This window comes from Streptococcus toyakuensis (assembly GCF_024346585.1).
Classification (GTDB): domain Bacteria; phylum Bacillota; class Bacilli; order Lactobacillales; family Streptococcaceae; genus Streptococcus; species Streptococcus toyakuensis.
Window position 1 is genome coordinate 77802 of sequence record NZ_AP024523.1, and the last position, 26302, is coordinate 104103.

At 40.8% G+C, this 26302-nt stretch carries 26 protein-coding genes and 1 pseudogene; 18 read left to right on the forward strand and 9 right to left on the reverse strand.

All coding sequences use genetic code 11. The features are described from left to right. Positions 1 to 194: 194 nt before the first annotated feature. Complete coding sequence (locus STYK_RS00375) at positions 195 to 911, reverse strand: GntR family transcriptional regulator (RefSeq protein WP_031237756.1); 717 nt, start codon at positions 909 to 911, stop codon at positions 195 to 197. A 319-nt stretch (positions 912 to 1230) separates the two neighbouring features. Here STYK_RS00375 and STYK_RS00380 point away from each other — a divergent pair, with 319 nt between their 5' ends. From STYK_RS00380 to STYK_RS00400, 5 genes are read left to right on the forward strand one after another with little or no spacing between them, the layout of a single operon-like run. Beyond that, positions 1231 to 3018: a glycoside hydrolase family 35 protein gene (locus STYK_RS00380; RefSeq protein ID WP_261805026.1), complete on the forward strand. Its 1788-nt coding sequence runs from the start codon at positions 1231 to 1233 to the stop codon at positions 3016 to 3018. Beyond that, positions 3015 to 3491: a PTS sugar transporter subunit IIB gene (locus tag STYK_RS00385; RefSeq protein ID WP_084923560.1), complete on the forward strand. Its 477-nt coding sequence runs from the start codon at positions 3015 to 3017 to the stop codon at positions 3489 to 3491. Before STYK_RS00380 ends, STYK_RS00385 begins: the two co-directional genes overlap by 4 nt. A 26-nt stretch (positions 3492 to 3517) precedes the next feature. Then, positions 3518 to 4423, forward strand: coding sequence for a PTS mannose/fructose/sorbose/N-acetylgalactosamine transporter subunit IIC (locus STYK_RS00390; protein WP_000617009.1), 906 nt, complete (start codon positions 3518 to 3520; stop codon positions 4421 to 4423). Further along, the gene (locus tag STYK_RS00395) at positions 4410 to 5231 is read left to right on the forward strand and encodes a PTS system mannose/fructose/sorbose family transporter subunit IID (RefSeq protein WP_000185294.1); all 822 of its coding nucleotides are present in this window, start codon (positions 4410 to 4412) and stop codon (positions 5229 to 5231) included. The genes STYK_RS00390 and STYK_RS00395 overlap by 14 nt, the downstream gene beginning before the upstream one ends. 3 nt (positions 5232 to 5234) lie before the next feature. Next, positions 5235 to 5639 carry a PTS sugar transporter subunit IIA gene (locus tag STYK_RS00400; RefSeq protein WP_080982531.1) on the forward strand — a complete coding sequence of 135 codons (405 nt, stop codon included), beginning with the start codon at positions 5235 to 5237 and terminating at the stop codon, positions 5637 to 5639. An 18-nt stretch (positions 5640 to 5657) separates the two neighbouring features. Here the strand turns inward: STYK_RS00400 and STYK_RS00405 are convergent, their stop codons facing one another. Next, entirely contained in the window at positions 5658 to 5828 is a 171-nt protein-coding gene (locus STYK_RS00405; protein ID WP_049544561.1) for a hypothetical protein, read from the reverse strand. A 108-nt stretch (positions 5829 to 5936) separates the two neighbouring features. On the opposite strand from STYK_RS00405, the gene STYK_RS00410 reads away from it, so the two are divergent. The 3 genes from STYK_RS00410 (at position 5937) to STYK_RS00420 (ending at position 9588) form a co-directional block, all read left to right on the forward strand. Next, positions 5937 to 7103: an SIS domain-containing protein gene (locus STYK_RS00410; protein ID WP_261805027.1), complete on the forward strand. Its 1167-nt coding sequence runs from the start codon at positions 5937 to 5939 to the stop codon at positions 7101 to 7103. Positions 7104 to 7219: 116 nt separating this feature from the next. Next, on the forward strand, positions 7220 to 8257 hold the full coding sequence (locus STYK_RS00415) for an aldose epimerase family protein (protein WP_261805028.1): 1038 nt from the start codon (positions 7220 to 7222) through the stop codon (positions 8255 to 8257). A gap of 143 nt (positions 8258 to 8400) precedes the next feature. Continuing rightward, positions 8401 to 9588, forward strand: a complete 1188-nt coding sequence (locus STYK_RS00420; protein WP_261805029.1) for a CAP domain-containing protein — start codon at positions 8401 to 8403, stop codon at positions 9586 to 9588. A 257-nt stretch (positions 9589 to 9845) separates the two neighbouring features. Here the strand turns inward: STYK_RS00420 and STYK_RS00425 are convergent, their stop codons facing one another. Next, entirely contained in the window at positions 9846 to 9971 is a 126-nt protein-coding gene (locus STYK_RS00425; RefSeq protein WP_261805030.1) for a hypothetical protein, read from the reverse strand. 254 nt (positions 9972 to 10225) lie between these two features. On the opposite strand from STYK_RS00425, the gene STYK_RS10315 reads away from it, so the two are divergent. Further along, a complete protein-coding gene (locus STYK_RS10315; protein WP_315972277.1) occupies positions 10226 to 12334 on the forward strand; it encodes a hypothetical protein in 2109 nt (702 codons plus the stop codon). A 225-nt stretch (positions 12335 to 12559) separates the two neighbouring features. On the opposite strand, the gene STYK_RS00435 is transcribed toward STYK_RS10315, so the two are convergent. From STYK_RS00435 to STYK_RS00445, 3 genes are all read right to left on the reverse strand, one after another. Beyond that, on the reverse strand, positions 12560 to 13243 hold the full coding sequence (locus STYK_RS00435; RefSeq protein WP_261805031.1) for a DUF4956 domain-containing protein: 684 nt from the start codon (positions 13241 to 13243) through the stop codon (positions 12560 to 12562). Then, positions 13236 to 14012 (reverse strand): polyphosphate polymerase domain-containing protein, encoded by a 777-nt coding sequence (locus STYK_RS00440; RefSeq protein ID WP_261805032.1) that lies wholly within the window; start codon positions 14010 to 14012, stop codon positions 13236 to 13238. Before STYK_RS00440 ends, STYK_RS00435 begins: the two co-directional genes overlap by 8 nt. Before the next feature lie 107 nt (positions 14013 to 14119). Continuing rightward, a complete protein-coding gene (locus STYK_RS00445; RefSeq protein ID WP_261805033.1) occupies positions 14120 to 14317 on the reverse strand; it encodes a hypothetical protein in 198 nt (65 codons plus the stop codon). A gap of 165 nt (positions 14318 to 14482) precedes the next feature. On the opposite strand from STYK_RS00445, the gene STYK_RS00450 reads away from it, so the two are divergent. Beyond that, positions 14483 to 15733: a carbohydrate-binding domain-containing protein gene (locus STYK_RS00450; RefSeq protein WP_261805034.1), complete on the forward strand. Its 1251-nt coding sequence runs from the start codon at positions 14483 to 14485 to the stop codon at positions 15731 to 15733. Positions 15734 to 15982: 249 nt separating this feature from the next. On the opposite strand, the gene STYK_RS00455 is transcribed toward STYK_RS00450, so the two are convergent. Together STYK_RS00455 and STYK_RS00460 are read right to left on the reverse strand one after the other, a co-directional pair. Further along, the gene (locus STYK_RS00455; RefSeq protein ID WP_004262832.1) at positions 15983 to 16216 is read right to left on the reverse strand and encodes a hypothetical protein; all 234 of its coding nucleotides are present in this window, start codon (positions 16214 to 16216) and stop codon (positions 15983 to 15985) included. Next, positions 16213 to 16410 (reverse strand): hypothetical protein, encoded by a 198-nt coding sequence (locus STYK_RS00460; protein ID WP_261805035.1) that lies wholly within the window; start codon positions 16408 to 16410, stop codon positions 16213 to 16215. The genes STYK_RS00455 and STYK_RS00460 overlap by 4 nt, the downstream gene beginning before the upstream one ends. Positions 16411 to 16830: 420 nt before the next feature. Between STYK_RS00460 and STYK_RS00465 the strand changes: the two genes are divergently transcribed. The 6 genes and pseudogenes from STYK_RS00465 (at position 16831) to STYK_RS00490 (ending at position 22422) form a co-directional block, all read left to right on the forward strand. Continuing rightward, positions 16831 to 17547: an ABC transporter ATP-binding protein gene (locus tag STYK_RS00465; RefSeq protein ID WP_261074068.1), complete on the forward strand. Its 717-nt coding sequence runs from the start codon at positions 16831 to 16833 to the stop codon at positions 17545 to 17547. A 1-nt stretch (position 17548) separates the two neighbouring features. Beyond that, positions 17549 to 18631, forward strand: a complete 1083-nt coding sequence (locus STYK_RS00470) for an ABC transporter permease (RefSeq protein WP_261805036.1) — start codon at positions 17549 to 17551, stop codon at positions 18629 to 18631. Between the two features lie 39 nt (positions 18632 to 18670). Next, positions 18671 to 19293, forward strand: a pseudogene (locus STYK_RS00475) (TetR/AcrR family transcriptional regulator). A gap of 272 nt (positions 19294 to 19565) precedes the next feature. Then, positions 19566 to 20330 carry a nucleoside phosphorylase gene (locus tag STYK_RS00480; protein ID WP_261805037.1) on the forward strand — a complete coding sequence of 255 codons (765 nt, stop codon included), beginning with the start codon at positions 19566 to 19568 and terminating at the stop codon, positions 20328 to 20330. Between the two features lie 33 nt (positions 20331 to 20363). After that, positions 20364 to 21743 (forward strand): TrkH family potassium uptake protein, encoded by a 1380-nt coding sequence (locus STYK_RS00485; protein ID WP_261805038.1) that lies wholly within the window; start codon positions 20364 to 20366, stop codon positions 21741 to 21743. 13 nt (positions 21744 to 21756) lie between these two features. After that, complete coding sequence (locus STYK_RS00490; RefSeq protein WP_049510874.1) at positions 21757 to 22422, forward strand: potassium channel family protein; 666 nt, start codon at positions 21757 to 21759, stop codon at positions 22420 to 22422. A gap of 90 nt (positions 22423 to 22512) precedes the next feature. Here the strand turns inward: STYK_RS00490 and STYK_RS00495 are convergent, their stop codons facing one another. Next, complete coding sequence (locus STYK_RS00495; protein WP_261805039.1) at positions 22513 to 22737, reverse strand: hypothetical protein; 225 nt, start codon at positions 22735 to 22737, stop codon at positions 22513 to 22515. Positions 22738 to 22776: 39 nt separating this feature from the next. Here STYK_RS00495 and STYK_RS00500 point away from each other — a divergent pair, with 39 nt between their 5' ends. Together STYK_RS00500 and STYK_RS00505 are read left to right on the forward strand one after the other, a co-directional pair. Further along, on the forward strand, positions 22777 to 23793 hold the full coding sequence (locus STYK_RS00500; RefSeq protein ID WP_261805040.1) for a glycosyltransferase family 2 protein: 1017 nt from the start codon (positions 22777 to 22779) through the stop codon (positions 23791 to 23793). A 115-nt stretch (positions 23794 to 23908) separates the two neighbouring features. Next, positions 23909 to 26152, forward strand: a complete 2244-nt coding sequence (locus tag STYK_RS00505; protein WP_261805041.1) for a PavB family fibronectin-binding SSURE repeat adhesin — start codon at positions 23909 to 23911, stop codon at positions 26150 to 26152. Positions 26153 to 26302 lie beyond the last annotated feature (150 nt).

Genomic DNA, 26302 nt, shown 5'->3' on the forward strand with positions numbered 1-26302 from the left:
AAATATAAAATTTAAACTTAAGATTTTAGATTGGTCGGAAAAGATACATATATATCTAGTAGAATCTTTTTGGTTCTATTTCTATAAAATATTCCACAAATTATAGAATCTTCCAAAAATAGGTAAGCGCTACCTTTTTGGTGTGGTATAATAAGCATAGAAAAAGCCCAAGCGTTTAGGCTCAGGTTTTCTTCTTAGTGATCACGGTCACATGAAATGAATTTGATTTTGTAGTAATCTGCTCGTTTATATGTTTCGCTGTATGCGAGAACTTGACCAGTAGACTCTAGTTTAGTAGTCTTGGTTTGTAAAACGGTTGGGAATTGTTCATCGACTCCGAGGACCGAAGCCGCATGTTCTGGAGTTGGAAATGCTATTTCATTGATTTCTTCAAAATGTTCATCATTCATGTGGATGTGATAATCCAATTTGAAACGGTTATAGATAGAGCTATAATATTCAAGATTTGGATAATTTGCGTTGATGTATTGTTCTGGAATGTAAGATGTATGGTAGATGTACACAACACCACCTGTTTCGCGTACGCGTTCAATCTTGTAGTAGAACTGATCTCCACGTAGTCCAAGTTTTTCTAAGTAGCTTAGTTTATTTCCACGCTCAATAGAAAGGACGGTAACTTTATCATCTTTAGTTTCAAAAACTTCTACATCTGAAAACTCTACGAGTTTGTGTTTGCGTGCGCGTGAAACGAATGTACCCTTTCCTTGTTGACGGACAATATAGCCATCCTTGGCAAGGTCGTTTAAGGCGCGGACAACTGTGATAGAACTCACATCATACATTGCAATCAATTCAGCTTCAGTGTAGAATTTATCTCCACTGGCAAATTGACCAGAAATGATTTTGTTCTTTAACTCATCTTTAATATATTGATACTTTGGAATTGCCATGTTTTCACCTCGATTTTCCTTCTCAGTTAAAGATTTTACCATAAAACTGGAAAGAATAGTAGCCTTTTGAATAAAAAAATTAGAATAATAGGCTATAAGGTTAATTTACATAGGAATAAATAGAAAAACCTACATTTTTATACATGGTGCTAAAATGTTGTTATGACTATAGATTACAAGATTTTTATAAGTTTTTTGTGTAAAATTTAGTGAAAAATGAAAAAAATTGTGAAAACCTATTGACAAATGTAAGATATTGAGATATATTTACTATATCAACAAATGAAAGCGTAAACTTTAGTTGTCAGAAGGTAAGAATATGACACGATTTGAGATACGGGATGATGTTTATCTCGATGGAAAATCATTTAAGATTTTATCTGGCGCCATTCATTATTTTAGGGTTCCTCCAGAAGATTGGTATCATTCGCTCTATAACTTGAAGGCTCTTGGTTTTAATACAGTAGAGACTTATGTGGCCTGGAATTTACACGAGCCTCGTGAGGGTGAGTTTCACTTTGAAGGAGCTCTGGATTTGGAGCGATTTCTCCAAACGGCACAAGATTTGGGTCTCTACGCTATCGTTCGTCCGTCTCCCTTTATCTGTGCGGAATGGGAATTCGGTGGCTTACCAGCTTGGCTCTTAACCAAAGATATGAGAATCCGCTCATCCGATCCAGCCTATATTGAAGCTGTGGGTCGCTATTATGACCAACTCTTGTCACGATTGGTTCCACATTTGTTGGACAATGGTGGCAATATCCTCATGATGCAGGTTGAAAATGAGTATGGTTCTTATGGAGAAGATAAGGCTTATCTGAGAGCAATTCGACAGTTGATGGAAGAGCGTGGCGTAACCTGTCCTCTCTTTACATCAGATGGTCCATGGAGAGCTACTCTGAAAGCTGGAACCTTAATCGAAGATGACCTCTTTGTAACAGGAAACTTTGGTTCTAAAGCTCCGTACAACTTTTCACAGATGCAGGAATTCTTTGATGAATATGGCAAGAAATGGCCGCTCATGTGTATGGAGTTCTGGGATGGCTGGTTCAATCGTTGGAAAGAGCCGATTATCACACGGGATCCGAAAGAGTTGGCAGATGCAGTTCGAGAGGTTTTGGAACAAGGCTCTATCAATCTCTACATGTTCCATGGTGGTACAAACTTTGGCTTCATGAATGGTTGCTCAGCTCGAGGGACTTTGGACCTGCCACAAGTTACATCTTATGATTACGATGCCCTTCTAGATGAGGAAGGAAATCCAACTGCCAAATATCTGGCAGTCAAGAAGATGATGGCAACACATTTTCCAGAGTATTCGCAGTTGGAACCACTCTACAAAGAGAGTATGGAGTTGGATGCTATTCCACTAGTTGAAAAAGTTTCCTTGTTTGAAACCTTGGATAGTTTGTCTAGTCCTGTAGAAAGCCTTTATCCTAAAAAGATGGAGGAGTTGGGACAAAGTTATGGCTACCTACTCTATCGAACAGAAATAAACTGGGATGCAGAAGAAGAAAGACTTCGTATCATTGATGGTCGAGATAGGGCTCAGCTTTATGTCGATGGTCAGTGGGTCGAAACCCAATATCAGACAGAGATTGGGGAAGATATTTTTTATCAAGGCGAAAAGAAAGCGCTATCTAGACTAGATATCTTGGTAGAAAATATGGGGCGTGTCAACTATGGACACAAGTTCTTAGCAGATACGCAACGTAAGGGAATTCGGACAGGGGTTTGTAAGGATTTGCACTTCTTACTAAACTGGAAACACTATCCACTTCCTCTAGACAATCCTGAGAAAATTGATTTTTCAAAAGGATGGACAGAAGGACAACCAGCCTTTTACGCTTATGATTTTACAATCGAAGCGCCAAAAGATACTTACCTAGACTTGTCTGAGTTTGGTAAGGGAGTTGCCTTTGTCAATGGGCAGAATCTAGGACGTTTTTGGAACGTCGGCCCGACCCTCTCGCTTTATATCCCTCATAGCTATCTCAAGGAAGGTGATAACCGCATCATTATCTTTGAGACAGAGGGTGAATATAAAGAAGAGATTCATTTAACTCGTAAACCTACACTAAAACATATAAAGGGGGAAAATTTATGACAATTGTAGGATGCCGTATCGATGGACGTTTGATCCACGGACAAGTAGCCAATCTTTGGGCAGGGAAACTAAATGTTTCACGTATTATGGTTGTAGACGACGAAGTTGTCAACAATGACGTTGAAAAGAGTGGTTTGAAACTTGCGACACCACCAGGTGTGAAATTGAGTATTTTGCCAATTGAAAAAGCGGCAGCCAATATTCTTGCTGGAAAATATGATAGCCAACGTCTCTTTATCGTGGCTCGTAAACCAGACCGCTTCCTTGGTTTGGTTGAAGCAGGTGTACCAATTGAAACCCTTAATGTTGGGAATATGTCTCAAACACCAGAAACTCGCCCCGTCACACGTTCTATCAACGTAGTAGACAAGGATGTGGAAGACTTCCACAAATTGGCAGAAAAAGGTGTTAAACTTACTGCTCAAATGGTTCCAAATGATCCAATTTCAGACTTTTTGAGCTTATTAAAATAGGAAAAAATTTTTAGGAGGTCATTGTTATGATACAATGGTGGCAAATTTTACTTCTCACTTTGTACTCAGCTTATCAAATCTGTGATGAGTTGACGATCGTTTCATCTGCAGGTTCCCCTGTATTTGCTGGTTTCATTACTGGTTTAATCATGGGAGATGTGACTACTGGTCTGCTTATCGGTGGTAACTTGCAACTGTTCGTTCTTGGGGTTGGTACCTTCGGTGGTGCTTCTCGTATCGACGCAACTTCTGGTGCGGTTCTTGCGACAGCCTTCTCTGTTTCACAAGGAATTGATGCATCACTGGCGATTACAACAATCGCTGTGCCAGTAGCAGCTCTCTTGACTTACTTCGACGTTCTTGGACGTATGACAACTACTTTCTTCGCTCACCGTGTGGATGCTGCAATCGAACGCTTTGACTATAAAGGTATTGAACGCAACTACTTGCTTGGTGCGATTCCTTGGGCTCTATCTCGTGCCCTTCCAGTCTTCTTTGCCCTTGCTTTTGGTGGTGCCTTCGTACAATCAGTGGTAGACTTCGTTGAAGCCTACAAATGGGTTGCAGATGGCTTGACACTTGCAGGACGTATGCTTCCAGGTCTTGGATTTGCAATCTTGCTTCGTTACCTTCCAGTTAAACGTAACCTTCACTACCTTGCTATGGGATTTGGTTTGACAGCTATGTTGACTGTTCTTTACTCATATGTAACAGGTCTTGGTGGCGCTGTTGCAGGTATTATCGGTACTCTACCTAAAGATGTTGCTGAAAAAATTGGTTTCGTGAACAACTTCAAAGGATTGTCTATGATTGGTATCTCTATCGTAGGTATCTTCCTTGCAGTGCTTCACTTCAAAAATAGCCAAAAAGTAGCTGTAGCAGCACCTTCTACACCATCAGAAAGTGGGGAAATCGAAGATGACGAATTCTAATTACAAACTTACAAAAGAAGATTTTAACCAAATCAACAAACGTAGCTTGTTTACTTTCCAATTAGGTTGGAACTACGAACGTATGCAAGCTTCTGGTTACCTTTACATGATCTTGCCTCAATTGCGTAAAATGTATGGGGATGGAACTCCTGAATTGAAAGAAATGATGAAAGTTCATACTCAATTCTTCAATACTTCACCATTCTTCCACACCATTATCGCTGGTTTTGACCTTGCCATGGAAGAAAAAGATGGTGTAGGTTCAAAAGATGCCGTTAATGGTATCAAGACAGGTTTGATGGGACCATTCGCTCCTCTTGGAGATACAATCTTTGGTTCACTTGTACCTGCTATCATGGGATCTATCGCAGCAACTATGGCTATCGGTGGTCAACCTTGGGGTATCTTCCTTTGGATTGCAGTTGCAGTAGCGTATGATATCTTCCGTTGGAAACAGTTGGAATTTGCCTACAAAGAAGGGGTTAACCTTATCAACAACATGCAAAGTACCTTGACAGCTTTGATTGACGCTGCATCTGTACTTGGTGTCTTCATGATGGGTGCTCTTGTAGCAACAATGATCAACTTTGAAATTTCTTACAAATGGGCAATCGGTGAGAAGATGATTGACTTCCAAGACATCTTGAACCAAATCTTCCCACGCTTGCTTCCAGCAATCTTTACTGCCTTTATCTTCTGGTTGCTTGGTAAGAAAGGTATGAACTCTACTAAAGCTATCGGTATTATTATCGTACTTGCTTTGGCTCTTTCTGCCTTTGGTAAATTTGTACTTGGAATGGGCGCATAATTTATGACGCAATCATTAATTTTGGTGAGCCATGGTCGCTTCTGTGAGGAGCTTAAAGGTAGCACAGAAATGATCATGGGCCCACAAGACAACATTTACACAGTAGCTCTTCTTCCAGAAGATGGCCCAGAAGACTTTACTGCAAAATTTGAAGCTGCTATTGAAGGATTAGATGATTTCCTAGTCTTTGCGGATCTTCTCGGTGGGACACCATGTAATGTGGTAAGCCGTTTGATCATGGAAGGTCGTGACATCGAACTTTATGCTGGGATGAATCTTCCAATGGTGATTGAATTTATCAATGCGAGCCTTACAGGCGCAGATGCGGATTATAAGAACCGTGCTGCAGAAAGCATTGTGAAAGTCAATGACCTGTTAGCGGGCTTCGATGATGACGAAGATGAATAATACTCTTCGAAAATCTCTTTAAACCATACTAGTGTCGCCTTGCCGTAGGTATATGTTACTGACTTCGTCAGTTCTATCTGAAACCTCAAAACAGTGTTTTGAGCTGACTTCGTCAGTTCTATCTACAACCTCAAAGCAGTGCTTTGAGCAGCCTGCGGCTAGTTTCCTAGTTTGCTCTTTGATTTTCATTGAGTATACGATGTGACAACGTGAAAATCGTTAGAGCATTTTATATAGAATATACATGGGAATGGGGCTTACTCCCATTCCCATGTTTAATAGAAAAAGAGGAATTCAATGCTACATTATACAAAAGAAGACTTGCTCGAATTGGGTGCAGAAATCACTACACGTGAAATTTACCAACAGCCTGATGTATGGAAAGAAGCTTTTGAATCTTATCAAGCAAAACGTGAAGAAATTGCAGCCTTCCTGCAAGGGATTGCGGATAAACATGACTATATCAAGGTTATCTTGACAGGTGCGGGGACTTCTGCTTATGTGGGAGATACCTTGGTACCTTACTTTAAGGAAGTCTATGACGAACGTAAATGGAATTTCAATGCTATTGCGACAACAGATATCGTTGCCAATCCAGAAACCTATTTGAAAAAAGATGTGGCGACTGTCCTTGTATCTTTTGCTCGTAGTGGGAACTCGCCTGAAAGTGTGGCGACTGTTGATTTGGCCAAAGCCTTGGTGAATGAGCTTTATCAAGTGACGATTACTTGCGCAGCAGATGGTAAATTGGCTCTTCAAGCCCATGGCGATGACCGCAATCTTTTGCTTTTGCAACCAGCTGCCTCTAATGACGCTGGATTTGCCATGACTTCTAGCTTTACGTCTATGATGTTGACAGCTCTCTTGGTCTTTGATCCTACAGAATTTGCTGTTAAAGCTGAACGTTTTGAAGTTGTATCTAGTCTTGCCCGTAAAGTTCTAGACAATGCAGAAGATGTCAAAGAACTTGTTGATTTAGACTTTAACCGTGTCATCTATCTAGGTGCTGGTCCTTTCTTTGGTCTTGCTCATGAAGCTCAGCTCAAGATTTTGGAACTAACTGCTGGTCAAGTTGCGACTATGTATGAAAGCCCAGTCGGCTTCCGTCACGGTCCAAAATCTCTTATCAACGAAGATACAGTTGTTTTGGTCTTTGGTACAACAACAGACTACACTCGCAAGTACGACTTGGACTTGGTTCGTGAAGTTGCTGGTGATCACATTGCTCGCCGTGTTGTGCTTTTGAGTGATCAAGCCTTTGGTCTTGAAAATGTCAAAGAAGTGGCCCTTGGTTGTGGCGGTGTCTTGAATGATATTTACCGTGTCTTCCCTTACATCGTTTATGCCCAACTCTTTGCCCTATTGACTTCACTCAAGGTAGAAAATAAACCAGATACACCGTCTCCTACAGGTACCGTAAACCGTGTGGTACAAGGTGTTATCATCCACGAATATCAAAAGTGATACTGCGTTTATAGATTCTTGATAAAGGGGTTTGTAAATCATACAAGTAAACCATAGATTGTCAATTCGCTTTCTATGGTTTGTTTGATTGAGAGAAATAGTAAAAGGAGAACAGAATGAAAGCATACACAGAGCGTGTGTTTGGAAATGTTGAGGGACAAGATGCTTTGGCCTATCGATTTGAGACGAACGGTGGCTACCAACTTGAGGTCATGACTTATGGTGCGACCATCTTGCGCTACGTCACACCTGATAAGGCTGGAAATTTTGCAAATATTATCTTGGGATTTGATGATTTTGAAAGCTATGTGGGAAATAGTCCCAAGCATGGAGCTAGCGTAGGCCCTGTTGCAGGTCGTATTGCTGGTGCGACATTTGAGCTTAATGGCAAGACCTATGACCTTGAAGTTAACAATGCTAGCAACTGTAACCACAGTGGTTCAACAGGTTGGGATTCGAGCTTGTTTGAACTAGTTGAAGTGAGCGACCATGGCTTGACCCTCTATACAGAGCGTACAGATGGGACAGGAGGATTTCCTGGGAATCTCAAGATTTGGATCAGTTACCACTTGGAAGAAACTGGTGCCTATGAAATCAGCTACAAGGTAACGACAGATCAAGATACGCTGGTCAATCCAACCAACCACAGCTATTTCAACTTGTCTGGTGATTTCACGCAGACAATTGACCGCCATGTCTTCCAACTAAACACAGAGGGTATTTACCCAATCGCTCCTGATGGGGTTCCTGCCAAAACTCCAGATGCCAATCGCGATGTAGTGAAACACATCTACAATGGAGCCTTGTTGAAGGACATCTTTGCAGAAGAAGATGAGCAAATCCAACTGGTATCTGGTTTGGATCATCCATTTGCCCTTCCTGCAGGTCATGACAATGCTGGATTCCTTTATGACCAAAACTCAGGTCGCTTCCTGCTTTTCAAGACAGAAGCCCCATGCTTTGTGGTCTACACAGCAAACTTTGTGGATGAGAGTGTCATCATAGGGGGTCAGCCAATGGTACAGCACAATGGGATTGCCCTTGAAGCGCAAGCTTTACCAGATGCCATTCACAGTGACCTCAGAGACCAAGTCATCCTTAAAGCCGGTCAAACCTTCACAAGTAAGACACGTTATGAACTTGTTGTGAAGTAAAGAATGAAGTTTCTACTTTGCGGGGTGAATAGCATTTGCCTTATAACACTAGTAGAAACAGGCAAAGAATAGGAAAATATGATATAATTATGTGTCGAGAAGTATTTATCAAGATACGATTCAAAAGATATAAGGAGTAAACAATGAAGAAAATTGTATTTGCTAGTGCTTTGGCTTTGACCTTGGCAGGAGCAGTTTTGACAAATGATGTTTTTGCCAATGACAGATTGGTGGCAACGCAATCTGCTGATGGTAATGTATTGACCTCAGAGGTGCTAAAACCTTCTAGTGGCAATGTTTTGGTTGGAATCAAAGGAGAATTTGTAGCTCCTCATCAACAATCTATTTTGGATGCCATTAATGCTATTCGTAAAGAAGCAGCTGACGAAGGTTTGGTAGATAAGTATGTCCCTATCAAATGGTCAACTGACCTAGAAAAGGCAGCTTTTGTTAGAGCTACAGAAGCATCTGTGACTATGAAACATGAGCGTCTTTCTAATAAAGAAATCTGGAGCGCCTTTCCAACTGGTAACAGCATGATGGGAGAAAATTTGGCATGGAATCATGACGGTTTTCTAAAAGCTATTGAACAATGGCGTTCTGAAAAAGCAGATTATGTGCAGAAAAAAAATAGTGGTTCAGACAACGGGAAATCTGGTCACTATGAGTCGCTAATTAACCCTAAATTTACACACATGGGAATGGCAGTTTTTAAAAATCCTAACAATCAATACAAAGCTATTACAATTGCTCAAACTCTAGGTGATGATGCTTCTTCAGAGGAATTGGCTGGTGGATATGGTTCTGCTGTTCAGTATACAGAAGTGACTGCCTCAAACCTTTCAACAGTTAAAACTAAAGCTACGGTTGTAGAAAAACCACTGAAAGATTTTAGAGCGTCTACGTCTGATCAGTCTGGTTGGGTGCAATCTAATGGCAAATGGTATTTTTATGAGTCTGGTGATGTGAAGACAGGCTGGGTGAAAACAGATGGTAAATGGTACTATTTGAATGACTTAGGTATCATGCAGACTGGATTTGTAAAAGTTTCTGGTAGCTGGTATTACTTGAGCAATTCAGGTGCTATGTTTACAGGCTGGGGAACAGATGGTAGCAGATGGTTCTACTTTGACGGCTCAGGAGCTATGAAGACAGGCTGGTACAAGGAAAATGGCACTTGGTATTACCTTGACGAAGCAGGTATCATGAAGACAGGTTGGTTTAAAGTTGGACCACACTGGTACTATGCCTACGGTTCTGGAGCTTTGGCTGTGAGCACAACAACACCAGATGGTTACCGTGTAAATGGTAATGGTGAATGGGTAAACTAGGCTGAAAATGTCAGGCCATAGGTAAAGTATTCATCTTACTTAGCAAAAAGAATGAACGATAAGAAAGAGGTTGATGGCGAACATTGGCCTCTTTTTTGGAGTGTCTCGGGTCAGTTGCTACTCACTGAAAATAAGAACGAGTCATCATCTATCGCAAATATGCTAGACTATTCCTAATTCAAAAATCAACCTTGGACATTTGCTTTTGGTATCTGTTTATTTCTGGAATGTAAGCTTTATACTCTCCGAAAATCTCTTCAAACCACGTCAGCTTCGCCTTGGTGTAGGTATATGTTACTGACTTCGCCAGTTCTATCTGCAACCTCAAAACAGTGTTTTGAGCAACCTACGATTCGCTTCCTAGTTTGCTTTTTGATTTTCATTGAGTCTCATCTGCAATAGAAAAGCAGTGTGAGAAGCAAATACACACCAGAATAAAAGAGAAACTCTAGGAAAGAAAATGTAAAGAAATATCAAAGTTTTCAAAACGATTTTCACAAAAACTTTGATAAAACAAATAAAATTCCGAACAAAAATGTAACAAAAATTTAATATAAAACACTTGACAAAGATTTGTGGGGGGGGGTATACTTAATATAGTATAGTCTGAAAACGATTATCAGAAAAGAGGTAAATGATGAATAAGAAAAAAATGATTTTAACAAGTCTAGCCAGCGTCGCTATCTTAGGGGCTGGTTTTGTTGCGTCTCAGCCTACTTTTGTAAGAGCAGAAGACGCTCCACAAGCTGTCGAAAATTCTTTATCAGAGAAGCAAAAAGAATTCTTATCTAATTTTGATAAAGCTGCAGAAGCTACAGTTAAAGAATTAGAAGAATATTTAGAGAATGCAAAAGGAGATCCAGAATTAGAAAAACAAATTCAAGGGTTTATTGATGAATTTAAAAAACGAACTAAAGCTCAGAAAGCTGACTATGAAGAACGCTTCAAAAAAGGTCTAACTGCAGAAGATGCTGAAGAAGAAATAGAAAAAACAGCTAAAGAAGAGGAAGTTGCAGAGGAAAAAGAAGCTAAGGAAGAAGCAGCTGCTCAAAAAGAATTTTTAGATAATTTTGATAAAGCTGCAGAAGCTACAGTTAAAGAATTAGAAGAATATTTAGAGAATGCAAAAGGAGATCCAGAATTAGAAAAACAAATTCAAGGGTTTATTGATGAATTTAAAAAACGAACTAAAGCTCAGAAAGCTGACTATGAAGAACGCTTCAAAAAAGGTCTAACTGCAGAAGATGCTGAAGAAGAAATAGAATCAAAAGCTAAAGAAGAGGAAGTTGCAGAAGAAAAAGAAGCTAAGGAAGAAGAAGCTGCTCAACAAGAATTTTTAGCTAATTTTGACAAGGCATTAAAGGATACGGTTTCAAAATTAGAAGAAGATGCAAAAAATAATCCTGAAATAGAAGAACAAATTCAAGATACGATTGCAAAATTAAAAGCAGAAGCAGATAAAACAAAAGCTAAAATCGTAGAAGGTTTCAAACAAGGCTTAACTGCAGAAGACGCTGAAAAAGCAATCGATGATGCAAATAAAAAGTCAGCAGAAGAAGAGAAAGCAGCTCAGGAAGAATTTTTAGCAAACTATGATGCAGCATTGAAAGCAGCAATCGCAGAATTAGAAAAAGCTGAAACTAATAGTCCAGAAGAAGCAAAAGCAAAAGCTGATACAATTGCAGCATTAAAAGCAGCATCAGATGAAACAAGAAAACAAATTGTAGAAGGCTTCAAAAAAGGCTTAACTGCAAAACAAGCTGAAAAATTTATCGATGAATTAAATAAGAAAGCTGCAGAAGAAGATAAAGCTAAAGAAAAACCAGCGGAAAAACCAGCGGAAAAACCGGCGGAGAAACCAGCGGAAAAACCGGCAGAGAAACCAGCGGAAAAACCAGCGGAAAAACCGGCGGAGAAACCAGCGGAAAAACCGGCGGAGAAACCAGCGGAGAAACCAGCGGAAAAACCAGCGGAAAAACCAGCGGAAAAACCGGCGGAGAAACCAGCGGAAAAACCGGCAGAGAAACCAGCGGAAAAACCGGCGGAGAAACCAGCGGAAAAACCAGCGGAAAAACCGGCGGAGAAACCAGCGGAAAAACCGGCAGAAAAACCGGCAGAGAAACCAGCAGAAAAACCAGCTGAAGAGCCATCTCAACCAGCTCCAGAAACTCCAGCCCCAGCTCCAAAACCAGCTGGAGACACTCCAGCACAACCTTCTGTTCCTGCAAGACCATCTAATCCGACATATGTCCCTTCATACCCTTCATATGTTCCATCATACAGCTCATATTCTGTAGTAGAACCAGCTAAACCAGCCGCTCCAAAAACAGGTTGGAAACAAGAAAATGGTATGTGGTACTTCTACAAGACTGATGGTTCAATGGCTACAGGATGGCTCCAAGACAACGGTTCATGGTACTACCTAAACGCTAATGGCGCTATGGCGACAGGATGGCTCCAATACAATGGTTCATGGTACTACCTAAACGCTAACGGCGCTATGGCAACAGGTTGGGCTAAAGTCAATGGTTCATGGTACTACCTAAATGCTAACGGTTCAATGGCAACAGGTTGGCTTAAAGATGGAGGTACTTGGTACTATCTTGAAGCATCAGGTGCTATGAAAGCAAGCCAATGGTTCAAAGTATCAGACAAATGGTACTATGTTGACGGTTCAGGTGCCCTTGCAGTCAATACAACTGTAGATGGCTATAGAGTCAATGCCAATGGTGAATGGGTAAACTAAACCTAATATAACTAGTTAATACTTACTTCCTATGAGTATCCTTTAAAGTATTCCCTACAAATACCATATCCTTTCAGTAGATACTATACTCTTGTAGGAAGTTTAGATTAAAAAATAACTCTGTAATCTCTAGCCGGATTTATGGCGCTAGAGACTACGGAGTTTTTTGATTGGTAAAGAATGGTGGTACTCAAGAGATTCTTAGTTTGCTATTTGATTTGAAAATTACAAATTCTTTCTCTTCTTAGCATTTTTGGTCAGGGAAACCTGGTAAGTATCCTGTTCTCTAGTGAGGTAATTGATGATTTGAAAGTCGTTGGTTTGAGCCTTGAAATCCACTTCATAGACAGTGGTGACCTGTTCCCCATCATTGCTGGTATCAATGGAGATGAGGTCTAACTCGGTACAGAATTGTGCCAGTCCAGATTGGATAGTTTGAAGTTGATTTTCTTGGTTGGCGATTGTGATGGTTAATAGTCTGCGACGTTGGTGGTTGCTCTTGCTTTGTTGTTTTTCCAAAAGAAGCCATACCGCTAAGATAAAGACGGTGAAGAGAAACGCTAGGGCTAGGTAGCCGGTACCTGCTGCCAGCCCGATAATCATGGCAAGGAAGATAGCAATTAGTTCCCGTGAGCCACTGGTAGCTGAACGGAAACGAATGAGGCTAAAGGTTCCTGCAACAGCGATAGAGGTTCCTAAGCTGCCATTTACCAGAAATATGACCAAGGTCATCAAGCAGGGGAGTAGGGTCAAACTAACAGCAAATTCCCGTGTATAGAGGGTACGGTGTTTGTAAGCCCAGGTCAGCGCCAAACCTAAAATCAGGCTGACCAAGAGAGCCAGAAAGAGCTGGCTAGGATTGGCAGTGGCAGTTGTGTCGTTGAAAATAGAGTTGAAAAGATTAGACATAAGTAGTACCTACACTTTCTGTGCTTGGTCGTGGGCTATAGTCCAGCCCTTGAGACTTGTGGTAGGCGCAGCTGTATTTTGAAAATTTCTGCTCTACCAGTCCATATTGGTCGAGAATATCTTGTAGCCATTGGGGTTTTCTACCAGGTGCTTTAATTTCCATGATGACAATGTCCTCGTTTAGTAGAGGAAAACCGTCCTTTCCTGAAAATAAACTGACATTCTCATCACGATAGGTTAGATTTTGGTCAATGGTGACACGAATTTTATTGTAGGGAAATCCACTAATTTCTTTCTTTTCCTTGAGAGAAAAGCGGTCGTAGTAAATATACATACGAGGGATGATAGATTGCTGATATTCCTCTTGGAGTTGCTGGATTTTTTCAATCATCATTTGGTCCTTGATGCTGCTATCCAGCTGTCCTTTGGTCATAAACTGGGTGATAGACTGGAGAGTCGACAAGAGACGATATTTTCGCCCGACACCAGTCCTGTCCTTGGATTTGATTTCTAAAAATACCTGACTATCTGGCTGGACTTGACTGAGATAGGTTCGCATCCGAATCTTTTCTTTACGCTTAGTACCTTGGCTATCATCCTGAATCATATCAAATTGCTCTGTATCAAAGTAGATATTAGAAATGGTAGATGTTGGATAGTCATCCTCGACGAGGTATGTTTTTAAGTCTTCTATTAAATTAGCCAAGTCAGTCTTGGTAACGACATATTTGGTTTCAATTCGTTTAAAGCTTGTTTCAATTGGTTTCATAAATCCTGTCTCCTTTATTAAACTGTTTCAGCACTCTATCTTATTAGAAGATATATGTGTCTGGGCAAGTTGATACTCTTCGAAAATCTCTTCAAACCACGTCAGCTTCACTTTGCCGTATATATGTGACTGACTTCGTCAGTTCTATCTGCAACCTCAAAACAGTGTTTTGAGCTGACTTCGTCAGTCTTATCTACAACCTTAAAACAGTGTTTTGAGCTGACTTCGTCAGTCTTATCTACAACCTCAAAACAGTGTTTTGAGTAGCCTGCAGCTAGCTTCCTAGTTTGCTCTTTGATTTTCATTGAGTATGAACTTGCTTGTGACTAGTCTAGGGAACTTTCCTAAAACTTTTGTTAAAGATAACTCAACTGAAACTGAACTTAAGAAAACTTTCAGAAAAAGTTTAGATTTTTTTCAGACTTCCCCTGTAAACTAAGCTCAAGCTAAATGAAGGCGAGGAAAAAAGTATGAAATCAAAAAAATGGACTCTAATCTTAACCAGTTTAACAGCTTTGACCTTGCTGACAGCTTGTGGGCAGTCAACGACCAAGTCAAGTACAACTGCAGCGGCAGATACCACTGCCATCACAACTTCAGCTAAAAACAGTCAATCTTCTTACTTTACAGAAAAGGACTACGACACTTCTTATGATGAAAATACAGCCTCTAAGATTGAATTGTCAGGCTCATCTGCAAGTGTCTCTGGAGACGGTGTGACAGTTTCTGGCTCAACAGTGACTATCTCAAAAGCAGGTACCTATGTCATTTCTGGTCAGTCTGACGGAGTGCAAATTAAAATTGCAGCTGATAAGTCTGATGATGTGAAACTTGTTCTAAAAGGTGCAAGTATGACCAATACAGATGTGGCTATTTCAGCGACATCAGCCGATCATGTCTACCTCACTTTAGCAGAAGGGACGACAAACAGTCTCTCTGACTCAAGCTCTAACAGTGATGAAAAGGCAAATGCCGCTCTCTTTTCTAAGATTGATTTGACCATCAATGGTTCAGGAACTCTCAATGTAGATGGCAAGAAAAGCAATGCTATCAAGGCTAACGACACCCTTCACATCACGGGTGGAACCATTAACATCACATCGGTAGGCGATGCTTTTAATGTCAATGATGAACTTAACATCACTGGTGCGACCATGACAATCGATGCCAAGGAAGATGGTGTCAAAGTTGACAATGATGACGATATGACTGTCGGAAATATGTATTTGGCGAACAATACCATAACAGTCACAGCAGGCGATGACGGCATTCACGCTTCTGGCAACCTAGTGATTGATAGTGGTACTTACACAGTCAAGAATGCGACTGAAGGAATTGAAGGGAAATCCATTACGATCAATGGTGGCGATATCAATGTCTACTCGACAGATGATGGAGTCAATGCAGCCAATAAAAATGCCCAGCAAAGTGATATTTACTTTACTATGACAGGTGGAAATCTAACTGTAGAAGTCGGTCAAGGTGACACAGATCCAGTTGACTCAAACGGGAATATCACGGTTACCGGTGGAACCATTAAATTGATAGGACAATCAGGCTTTGACTTTGATGGAACAGCAACTTACACAGGTGGGGATATTTACATTAACGGCGAAAAACAAACTGATATTGTCAATTCTATGCCTGGAGGCGGTGGACCAAATGGAGGACCTCAAGGAAATGGTGGTCCTGGCGGTCCAGCCCCTGGTGGACAAGGATAAACAAAAAAGGATAGCATTCAATTAGAATGGCTATCTTTTTATATGGGTGATAAATTGATATGTTACGAGGGATTTTATAATCGTAGCTTTCAAAGGCTAAATTGTTCAGTCATCCGTTTTTGTTTACTTAAATTTCTTGAATTTTAAGAAGGTATTGAGTAGTTTTCCCTTAAATGTTTTGTTTTGGTAGGCGATTGTGAGGGAATTGAAAAATTCAACTGCTAGGTGTTCTTGGTGACCGAGCTCCATCTAGCTTGGGGTTGCTTCTGGGGAAAAGACGCCTAATTTGATGCGGAGTCCACCTTTTTTCATCTTGAACTGATGCATACCATACATCTTGATATCAAGGCTTGTATCGGACATGAGAGTAGCAGTATCACCTGCCATAGAAATTTTTGTATCGGCATCCGGAACGCCTGTTTTTTCAGTATCTAGACTGATAAAGATTTTTTGATAAGTTGGTTGACCGTACTCTTCAATCAACTCCTCACTTCCTGTCCACCGTGAACTCCAGCAAATACAAAATGTTCAGGGTGAATTTTAAAAGGAAGTGCTTGGTCACCCATTTTATTTAGTCCTTGGTTGAAGGCGAAGAAATCTCTCAAAGTAAATCCATCCACGTAAGCAGCTTGTAGGTTACGTCCCTTAACCGAATTCTTAGAAATGTCATGCCGCATTTGGTCTGATTCTGCTAGACGGTCAGCGTAGAGTTCGAGGATTTTTTGACTTCCAAGGGCTAATTTGGTTTCAATTAGGTCTTGAAAATTTCTTAGTCTGTTTCATATAAAAATGAGTAAAATGAATTCCCATTACCAAGGTCATTAGAGTTGCGATAGCAATGACGATGGTTGGATTAGCCGAGAAAAGTAGAGGGAAAATAGGCCTTTAAAAAGTGGACAGAAAAGACCATTTCGGAGTATAGAGAGGAAGTTCAAAAACATTTTTAGAAATAAGACATGTGCATTATAAACATCAGATACGAATATGGTGCTTTATTTTTTAAAGAATTTCAACTTTTTTCTTGACAAGTGAGTAAACACTCACTATAATAGGTCTATATTCAGTAAGTGAGTAAACACTCACCTAGGAGGAAGCATATGAAAAAATTGCTACATTTACAAGATTTGGATAAGTCTTTTTGTCGTCAAATGGTTTTGAATCATGTCAGCTTTGAATTGCAGCCGGGAGAAATTATAGGCTTAATAGGTCCATCTGGTGCTGGTAAATCAACTATGATTAAGACTATGTTAGGGATGGAAAAAGCTGACGGAGGGGTTGCTTTGGTATTGGATCATACTATGCCCAATCGTCATATTTTAGGAGATATTGGTTATATGGCCCAGTCAGATGCCTTATATGAGGCTTTGTCAGGTCAAGAAAATCTGGAATTTTTTGGTCAGCTAAAAGGGCTATCCAAAAGAGATCTGACAGCTGAAATTGCCCATGTGGCTCAAGTTGTGGATCTGACAGATCATTTGAATAAAACGGTATCCGGTTATTCTGGAGGAATGAAGCGACGCTTGTCTTTAGCCATCGCGCTTCTGGGGAATCCTCAGCTCTTGATTTTAGACGAACCGACAGTTGGAATCGACCCTTCTCTTCGGAAGAAAATCTGGAAAGAATTATTCGCGCTTAGAGACAATGGGGTTGGGATATTAGTTACTACCCATGTTATGGATGAAGCAGAGTTAACGGATAAGGTCGGCTTATTATTAGGTGGAAAAATCATTGCTTTTGATACACCGCAACACTTAAAAGAAAGTTATCAAGTTTCAAGTATTGAAGAAGTATTTTTGAAAGCAGAAGGAGAGTAAGATGAGAACCATTGCTATTGCTAAAAAAGTTATCAAAGAATTGATTCGTGACAAACGAACCTTGGCTATGATGTTTGTAGCGCCGGTATTTATTATGTGGCTGATGAACCTCATGTTTTCAGCTAGTACAACCGTGAATGTCAAGTTAGCGACACAAGATCTACCAACTGGTTTGATAACGAAAATGGATGAGCTTGATCATGTGGACATCGAGACTTATCAAGACTTAGATCAGGCCAAAGAAGCGCTAGCAAATGAAAAAGTCGATGCTGTGATTTCTTATAAAGACGGTGAGTATCAGGTCGACTACGCAAATACAGATGCCTCCAAGACATCTATGATACGACAAGTGTTACGAACAAGTATCGCCAGTGAAGGCACCGATCAGTTACTATCTCGTATCAAACAAGCTCTTCCACAATTGAAATTAGATGCAAAGGCGCCTGAAATCAAAGAATCTTACCAATATGGAGATAAAAATACTGGATTCTTTGCACGTATGATTCCAATTTTAATTGGCTTTGTGGTCTTCTTCTTTGTCTTTTTGATTTCTGGTATGGCACTTTTGAAAGAGCGCACAAGTGGAACCTTGGATCGCTTGTTAGCAACCCCAGTGAAACGTTCTGAAATTGTCTATGGCTATATGTTGTCTTACGGTATTATTGCGATTTTTCAAACGGCAGTTGTCGTCTTAGCAGCAATTTGGCTACTAGATGTAGAAGTTGTAGGAAATATTTTAAATGTTATAATAGTTAATGTGGTACTGGCTCTTGTAGCACTAGCTTTTGGAATTCTCTTGTCTACTCTAGCAAAATCAGAATTCCAAATGATGCAATTTATTCCTCTCGTGATTATGCCTCAACTCTTTTTCTCAGGGATTATTCCATTGTCATCCATGGGAGCATGGGCTCCAACTGTGGGGAAATTTTTGCCATTAACCTATTCTGGTGATGCAATAAGCCAGATTATTCTTTACGGACACAATCTTGGTGATATTTTGCCAAATCTTGGTGTTTTAATGATTTTCTTGATCATTTTAACAATTCTCAATATTGTTGGATTGCGTCGTTATCGTAAAGTTTAGAAATCAACATAAATAATGCTAAAAAGGTGTGAAGATTAGATGGATAAGACTGTTTTTGAATCGTTTGAAGATTACTTAGAAGAAGCGAATTACCCTCAAGGAAAGAAAAAAATCATGCAGGCAGCAGTGGATCTCATATCAACTAGGAGTTACCATGGGACCTCAACTCTTCACATAGCTGAGCGTGCTGGACTAAGCCAGGCAACTTTGTTTAAGTATTTTAAGACGAAGGATGATCTACTGACGGCTATTTTACATCCTGTAGTCCCAGGCATTTTCGGTAGTTTTGTTGAGGAACTCTTAGCTTTTGAAACGACAGAAGAGAGGGTTCGTTATCTCGTCCACGATCGTATGAGCTATCTCAAAAAAATCGTGCTTTGATGAAAATCATTCTGCAGGAGAGTTTTTCAAATAAGAAACTAAAAAATGAACAGATTTTTATCTGGAATGCTATTCAAGATAAACTTCGAGTGCTTCATAAAGAATTGCTAGCAGATCCACGTGTAAATCCAGAGTTAACGATTCCTCAAATGGTTCGTATTTGTGTTGGTCCATTGTTGGCTTACTTCGCTCAACTTTATATCGTTAGCGACAACGGAGAAATAAAGGAAGAGGACCTAGACTTATTAGAAAAACAGATTTTAGGTGGTTTGTGGAAATAAGGGAGTTCTAGAAGAGCTAAGATTTATTTACTTGACTTTCAAACAAGCTAAAAAAGACATGTTCTGCTTATTTCAGATTCATGTCTTTTTTGTTGTTGGATTTTGTATTCTTCATAAGTCCTCAATCGCTTTGCCAAAACAGAAACCGACTTCTCCAGCGGTGCAACGATTTCTCAAGTGTATGGAAGAGGAGATTTCTGGCTTGCTAAAGAGAATTCCTTGACACTCTGTCAGCTTTTGATACAATAGTACAAAATTAGAGGAGGTAGGTTATGATTCAGAAACACGCGATTCCTATTTTAGAGTTTGATGATAATCCTCAGGCGGTTATCATGCCCAATCACGAGGGGCTGGATTTGAAATTGCCAAAGAAGTGTGTCTATGCTTTTTTAGGTGAGGAGATTGACCGTTATGCGAGGGAAGTAGGGGCGGACTGTGTCGGCGAATTTGTTTCTGCCACCAAGACCTATCCAGTTTATGTCATCAATTACAAGGGCGAGGAACTTTGTTTGGCTCAGGCTCCTGTTGGTTCAGCTCCAGCAGCCCAGTTTATGGATTGGTTGATTGGCTATGGTGTGGAGCAGATTATTTCCGCTGGAACCTGTGGTGTGCTGACTGATATAGAAGAAAATGCCTTTCTAGTCCCTGTTCGGACTCTGCGAGATGAAGGAGCCAGTTATCACTATGTGGCCCCTTCTCGTTATATGGAAATGCAGCCAGAGGCTATTGCTGCTATTGAGCAAGTTTTGGAGGCCAGAGGGATTCCCTATGAAGAAGTCATGACCTGGACCACAGATGGTTTTTACCGAGAAACGGCTGAAAAGGTGGTTTATCGCAAGGAGGAAGGCTGTGCTGTTGTGGAGATGGAGTGTTCTGCGCTTGCGGCAGTAGCCCAACTGCGAGGGGTTCTCTGGGGTGAATTGTTGTTCACAGCTGATTCCTTAGCAGACTTGGACCAGTACGATAGTCGTGACTGGGGTTCAGAAGCTTTTGAGAAGGCTTTGGAACTCTGCCTTGAGATTGCCTTTCAGATCTAGCTACTCTTCTTCTTTTTATGGTACAATGGATGTATGTTATTCAAATTATTTGTGAAAAAACTTGAAAGGGTCTTTGGCGGACTTTCGTCTGCTCGTCGCATTTTTTTAAGTTTCGCTGGAGTTATTTTTATAGGCTCTCTTCTTTTGAGTTTGCCTTTTGTTCAGGCAAGTGGTTCTCAGGCCACTTATTTTGACCATCTCTTTACGACGGTGTCCATGGTCTGTGTAACCGGCCTTTTTACGCAACCGGTGGCTACCACCTATAATATTTGGGGTCAGTTGATTTGTATGCTCTTGATACAGATTGGTGGTCTGGGGCTCATGACCTTTATCGGGATTTTTTATATCCAAGGTAAGCAAAAGCTTAGTCTGCGTAGTCGTGAAACCATTCAGGAGAGTTTTAGTTATGGGGAAAGTAAGTCTTTGAAGTCTTTTATGCGTTCCATCTTTTTGACGACTTTTCTGGTGGAGGGCTTTGGTGCCTTTCTACTAAGTTTCCGTTTTATTCCTGAGTTCGGCTGGGGACGAGGCATTTTTACCTCTATCTTTTTAGCCATTTCAGCCTTTTGTAATGCTGGTTTTGATAATTTCGGCAGTAGCAGTTTAGTGGCTTTTCAGACGGATCCCTTGATCAATCTGGTCATTGCCGGCTTGATTATCACGGGTGGTCTCGGCTTTATGGTCTGGTTTGACTTGGCAACCCAGTTTGACAAGAAGAAAAAACGCCGTCTACGTTTCCACACCAAGCTGGTTCTCTTCTTAACTGCAGGGATTTTGCTGTTTGGGACAGTATCTACACTCTTTACGGAGTGGCACAATCCTGGAACCATTGGCAATCTCAGTGTCCCAGAGAAAGTGCTGGTTAGCTTTTTCCAAACCGTCAGCATGAGAACAGCTGGCTTTGCCTCTATTGACTACACCCAAGCTCGGCCTGTGACTTTATTTATCTATATCCTACAGATGTTTCTCGGCGGTGCGCCTGGAGGGACGGCTGGGGGGCTCAAGATTACGACCTTCTTTGTCTTGTTGGTCTTTGCTCGTAGTGAGTTGCTGGGCTTGCCTCATGCCAATGTTGCGCAGAGAACCATTGAAACCCGAACAGTCCAAAAATCCTTTAGTGTCTTCATTATCTTTTTGATGACCTTCTTGTTGGGCTTGATGTTGCTGGGAATTACGGCAGAAGGAACCCCGCGATTTATCTACCTCATGTTTGAGACCATTTCAGCCCTTGCGACAGTTGGGGTAACGGCAAATTTGACACCAGAATTGGGCAAGCTAGCCCTCAGCATTGTCATGTTGCTTATGTTTATCGGCCGTATCGGTCCCTTGACCTTGCTGGTTAGTCTAGCGGATTACCAGCCGGATAAGAAAGATTTGATTCAGTATATGAAAGCAGATATTAGTATTGGATAAGAAAGGAAGAACGATGTCAGATCGTACGATTGGAATTTTAGGCTTGGGGATTTTTGGGAGTAGTGTCCTGACGGCTCTAGCCAAGCAAGATATGAATATCATTGCCATTGACGACCACGCCGAGCGCATCAATCAATTTGAGCCTGTTTTGGCGCGTGGAGTTGTGGGCGATATTACAGATGAGGAACTCCTCAGAACCGCTGGAATTGATACCTGTGATACGGTTGTCGTCGCAACAGGGGAAAATCTAGAGTCGAGTGTGCTTGCAGTTATGCATTGTAAGAGTCTAGGGGTACCAAGGGTTATTGCCAAGGTCAAAAGCCAGACAGCTAAGAAGGTGCTAGAAAAAATCGGTGCTGACTCGGTGATTTCACCTGAGTATGAAATGGGCCAGTCTCTAGCGCAGACCATTCTCTTTCATAACAATGTTGATGTCTTTCAGCTGGACAAAAATGTGTCTATCGTAGAGATGAAAATTCCTAGTGTTTGGGCAGGTCAAAGCCTGAGCCAGCTGGATCTACGTGGGAAATACAATCTCAATGTCCTAGGATTTCGTGAACAGGAAAATTCACAACTGGATGTCCAGTTTGGACCCAATGACCTCTTGAAAGCAGATGCCTATATCTTGGCAGTCATTAACAACCAGTATCTAGACGACTTGGCAGAATTGAATTCGTAAGGAGGGGAATCCCCTCTTTTTTGATGTCCAAGATAGCAAATAGAGACAGCAACCCTTGTATTCTAGTAAAAGTCCTTCAGAAGCTGGACTTTATGGTAAAATAGAAAGAAGTGACAAGAGAGAGTAATACTCTTCGAAAATCTCTTCAAACCACGTCAACGTCGCCTTGCCGTAGGTATGGCTACTGACTTCGTCAGTTCTATCCACAACCTCAAAACAGTGTTTTGAGCTGACTTCGTCAGTTCTATCTGCAACCTCAAAGCAGTGCTTTGAGCAACCTGCGGCTAGTTTCCTAGTTTGCTCTTTGATTTTCATTGAGTATAAGAAAAAATCAGTCCCCTAAAGGAGTAGATTATGAAGTTATTGTCTATCGCCATTCCTAGCTATAATGCAGCAGTCTATCTTCATTACTGTGTGGAGTCGTTAGTGATTGGTGGTGAGCAAGTTGAGATTTTGATTATCAATGACGGGTCTCAGGACCAGACTCAGGAAATCGCTGAGCGTTTAGCTAGCAAGTATCCTAACCTCGTTAGAGCCATCTATCAGGAAAATAAAGGCCATGGAGGTGCTGTCAATCGCGGCTTGGCGGAGGCTTCTGGGCGCTATTTTAAAGTAGTTGATAGTGATGACTGGGTGGATCCTCGTGCTTATTTGAAAATTCTTGAAACCTTGCAGGAACTAGAGAGTGAGGGGCAGGAAGTTGATGCCTTTGTGACTAATTTTGTCTATGAAAAGGAAGGTCAGTCTCGTAAGAAGAGTATGAGTTACGAGTCAGTCTTGCCTGTCCAGCAGATTTTTGGCTGGGATCAGGTCGGAAATTTCTCAAAAGGCCAGTATATCATGATGCACTCGCTGATTTACCGGACAGATTTGTTGCGAGCGAGCCAGTTCCAATTGCCTGAGCATACTTTTTATGTCGATAATCTTTTTGTCTTTACACCCCTTCAGCAGGTCAAAACCATGTACTATCTACCTGTCGATTTCTATCGTTATTTGATTGGGCGTGAGGACCAGTCTGTCAATGAGCAAGTGATGATTAAGCGCATTGATCAGCAACTGAAAGTCAATCGACTCTTGGTAGACCAGCTTGATTTATCCCAAGTGAGTCACCCCAAAATGCGAGAATATTTGCTGAATCATATTGAGATTACGACGGTGATTTCCAGTGCCCTGCTCAACCGAGCAGGCACAGCAGAGCATCTTGCTAAAAAACGGGAGCTGTGGACCTATATTCAGCAGGAAAATCCAGAGGTTTTTCAGGCTATCCGCAAGACCATGCTCAGCCGTTTGACCAAACATTCTGTCTTGCCAGCTCGCAAACTGTCCAATGTTGTCTATCAAATCACCAAATCTGTTTATGGATTTAATTGATATAAGTATTTTATAAGAGGGATTTAAGAAAAATTTTAACTTTTTCTTAATCCTTTTTAATTTTAGGAGATTATACTAGAGTCATCAAATAAAGAAAAACTCTAAGGAGAATCCTATGAAATTCAATCCAAATCAAAGATATACTCGTTGGTCTATTCGCCGTCTTAGTGTCGGTGTTGCCTCAGTTGTTGTGGCAAGTGGCTTTTTTGTCCTAGTTGGTCAGCCAAGTTCTGTACGTGCCGATGTGGTCAATCCAACCCCTGCTCAAGTCTTACCTGAAGGGGAATCGGTAACGAAAGAGGGTGACTTAGCAGAAACTCAGGGAGACACCGTTCTTGCTGAAGCGAAACCTGAGGCCGTTGCTGGAAATACGAATTCACTTCCGACAACTACAGAAGGAACTGAAGTGAGCGAGGAAACAAGCCCTTCTCGTCTGGATACACTTTTTGAAAAAGGTGAAGAAGCTCAAGAAAATCCAGAGCTAACAGATGTCTTAAAAGACGCTGTAGATACAGATGATGTGGCAGGGACACAAGCAACTCCAGAAGATATTGAAAAAGCTGTCGATAAGGATGTTAAAGACAGTATTGATGTCCCAGCGGGCTACCTAGAACAAGCCAAAGTTCCCGGTCCTTTCTTGGCTGGTGTAAACAAACCACTTAAATATGAACTTTTCGCAGGCGATGGTATGTTGACTCGTCTCTTGCTCAAAGCATCTGACAAGGCTCCATGGTCAGATAACGGTGTCGCTCAAAACGAGAAAATTCCACCAGTGAAAAATTTACCTGATGACAAGTATTACTATCAAGTATCTTTGAATGGTAACACCACAGGTAAGCAGGGTCAGGATTTATTAGATACACTTCGTACTAATGGTACAAATACCTATGTAGCTACCCTAACTGTCTATGAAGCAGCCGGAGATAAACCTGATTTGACTAAGGTTGTCAAGGAACGTAAAGTAAATATTACCTTGAACGGTCTTGTAACAAGAAGCGATGTTAACTCTGCAGTTGAAAACAACGTTAAAGACAGTATTGATGTTCCTGCTGCTTATCTTGAAAAAGCTGAAGGAAAAGGTCCTTTCACAGCCGGTGTAAACCAAGTAATTCCTTATGAACTATTCGCTGGTGATGGTATGTTGACTCGTCTCTTGCTCAAAGCTTCTGATAAGGCTCCTTGGTCTGATAATGGTGTAGCTAAAAATCCTGCTTTATCTCCATTAGGAGAAAACGTGAAAACCAAAGGTCAATACTTCTATGAAGTAGACTTAAATGGCAATACTGTTGGTAAACAAGGTCAAGCTTTAATTGATCAGCTTCGTGCTAATGGTACTCAAACTTATAAAGCTACTGTTAAAGTTTACGGAAATAAAGACGGTAAAGCTGACTTGACTAATCTAGTTGCTACTAAAAATGTAGACATCAACATCAATGGATTAGTTGCTAAAGAAACTGTCGAAAAAGCTGTTAAAGATAACATTAAAGACAGTATCGATGTTCCTGCTGCTTATCTTGAAAAAGCTGAAGGAAAAGGTCCATTCACAGCCGGTGTAAACCAAGTAATTCCTTATGAACTATTCGCTGGTGATGGTATGTTGACTCGTCTATTACTAAAAGCTTCTGACAAGGCTCCATGGTCTGATAATGGTGTAGCTAAAAATCCTGCTTTATCTCCATTAGGAGAAAATGTGAAAACAAAAGGTCAATATTTCTATGAAGTAGACTTAAATGGCAATACTGTTGGTAAACAAGGTCAAGCTTTAATCGATCAGCTTCGTGCTAATGGTACTCAGACTTACAATGCTACTGTTAAAGTTTACGGTAACAAAGATGGTAAAGCTGACTTGACAAATGTCGTAGCAACTAAACAAGTTACTATTAAGATAAATGTTAAAGAAACATCAGACACAGCGAATGGTTCTTTCTCACCTTCTAACTCTGGCTCTGGCGTGACTCCGATGAATCACAGTCATGCTACAGGTGCGACTCATCAAACAGCTACTGACCATAAGGACATGATGGCACCAGCCAAAGAGACTGATAAAGCAATGCCAGCAAATGACCAAATGGAAAAATCAGGTATGAAGACTGAGACTCCAGCTCCAGGTACTACAGATAGCATGCCTGCTGACACTATGACAAGCTCTACCAATACGATGGCAGGTGAAAACATGGCTGCTTCTGCTAACAAGATGTCTGATACGATGATGTCAGACAAGATGATGTCAGATGATAAAGCTATGCTACCAAATACTGGTGAAGCTCAAACATCAATGGCAAGTATTGGTTTCCTTGGGCTTGCACTTGCAGGTTTACTCGGTGGTCTAGGTTTGAAAAACAAAAAAGAAGAAAACTAATCAGCTAAGGAAATAAATGATGGATAGTGGGCTGACTAAGGCTAGTTTACCAACTCAATCAGCAATCAGGACTTTCTTTCAATAGCAGATTAAAATCATCGTAAAACAATAGAAATAGTGTTATACTTAAAGCAGTATAGCACTGTTTTT

Excerpts from the sequence above, each read along its gene's own strand:
- STYK_RS00375 (WP_031237756.1), bottom strand. The coding sequence starts at position 911 with ATGGCAATTCCAAAGTATCAATATATTAAAGATGAGTTAAAGAACAAA.
- STYK_RS00380 (WP_261805026.1), top strand. The coding sequence starts at position 1,231 with ATGACACGATTTGAGATACGGGATGATGTTTATCTCGATGGAAAATCA.
- STYK_RS00385 (WP_084923560.1), top strand. The coding sequence starts at position 3,015 with ATGACAATTGTAGGATGCCGTATCGATGGACGTTTGATCCACGGACAA.
- STYK_RS00390 (WP_000617009.1), top strand. The coding sequence starts at position 3,518 with ATGATACAATGGTGGCAAATTTTACTTCTCACTTTGTACTCAGCTTAT.
- STYK_RS00395 (WP_000185294.1), top strand. The coding sequence starts at position 4,410 with ATGACGAATTCTAATTACAAACTTACAAAAGAAGATTTTAACCAAATC.
- STYK_RS00400 (WP_080982531.1), top strand. The coding sequence starts at position 5,235 with ATGACGCAATCATTAATTTTGGTGAGCCATGGTCGCTTCTGTGAGGAG.
- STYK_RS00405 (WP_049544561.1), bottom strand. The coding sequence starts at position 5,828 with ATGAAAATCAAAGAGCAAACTAGGAAACTAGCCGCAGGCTGCTCAAAG.
- STYK_RS00410 (WP_261805027.1), top strand. The coding sequence starts at position 5,937 with ATGCTACATTATACAAAAGAAGACTTGCTCGAATTGGGTGCAGAAATC.
- STYK_RS00415 (WP_261805028.1), top strand. The coding sequence starts at position 7,220 with ATGAAAGCATACACAGAGCGTGTGTTTGGAAATGTTGAGGGACAAGAT.
- STYK_RS00420 (WP_261805029.1), top strand. The coding sequence starts at position 8,401 with ATGAAGAAAATTGTATTTGCTAGTGCTTTGGCTTTGACCTTGGCAGGA.
- STYK_RS00425 (WP_261805030.1), bottom strand. The coding sequence starts at position 9,971 with ATGAAAATCAAAAAGCAAACTAGGAAGCGAATCGTAGGTTGCTCAAAA.
- STYK_RS10315 (WP_315972277.1), top strand. The coding sequence starts at position 10,226 with ATGAATAAGAAAAAAATGATTTTAACAAGTCTAGCCAGCGTCGCTATC.
- STYK_RS00435 (WP_261805031.1), bottom strand. The coding sequence starts at position 13,243 with ATGTCTAATCTTTTCAACTCTATTTTCAACGACACAACTGCCACTGCC.
- STYK_RS00440 (WP_261805032.1), bottom strand. The coding sequence starts at position 14,012 with ATGAAACCAATTGAAACAAGCTTTAAACGAATTGAAACCAAATATGTC.
- STYK_RS00445 (WP_261805033.1), bottom strand. The coding sequence starts at position 14,317 with ATGAAAATCAAAGAGCAAACTAGGAAGCTAGCTGCAGGCTACTCAAAA.
- STYK_RS00450 (WP_261805034.1), top strand. The coding sequence starts at position 14,483 with ATGAAATCAAAAAAATGGACTCTAATCTTAACCAGTTTAACAGCTTTG.
- STYK_RS00460 (WP_261805035.1), bottom strand. The coding sequence starts at position 16,410 with ATGCGGCATGACATTTCTAAGAATTCGGTTAAGGGACGTAACCTACAA.
- STYK_RS00465 (WP_261074068.1), top strand. The coding sequence starts at position 16,831 with ATGAAAAAATTGCTACATTTACAAGATTTGGATAAGTCTTTTTGTCGT.
- STYK_RS00470 (WP_261805036.1), top strand. The coding sequence starts at position 17,549 with ATGAGAACCATTGCTATTGCTAAAAAAGTTATCAAAGAATTGATTCGT.
- STYK_RS00480 (WP_261805037.1), top strand. The coding sequence starts at position 19,566 with ATGATTCAGAAACACGCGATTCCTATTTTAGAGTTTGATGATAATCCT.
- STYK_RS00485 (WP_261805038.1), top strand. The coding sequence starts at position 20,364 with ATGTTATTCAAATTATTTGTGAAAAAACTTGAAAGGGTCTTTGGCGGA.
- STYK_RS00490 (WP_049510874.1), top strand. The coding sequence starts at position 21,757 with ATGTCAGATCGTACGATTGGAATTTTAGGCTTGGGGATTTTTGGGAGT.
- STYK_RS00495 (WP_261805039.1), bottom strand. The coding sequence starts at position 22,737 with ATGAAAATCAAAGAGCAAACTAGGAAACTAGCCGCAGGTTGCTCAAAG.
- STYK_RS00500 (WP_261805040.1), top strand. The coding sequence starts at position 22,777 with ATGAAGTTATTGTCTATCGCCATTCCTAGCTATAATGCAGCAGTCTAT.
- STYK_RS00505 (WP_261805041.1), top strand. The coding sequence starts at position 23,909 with ATGAAATTCAATCCAAATCAAAGATATACTCGTTGGTCTATTCGCCGT.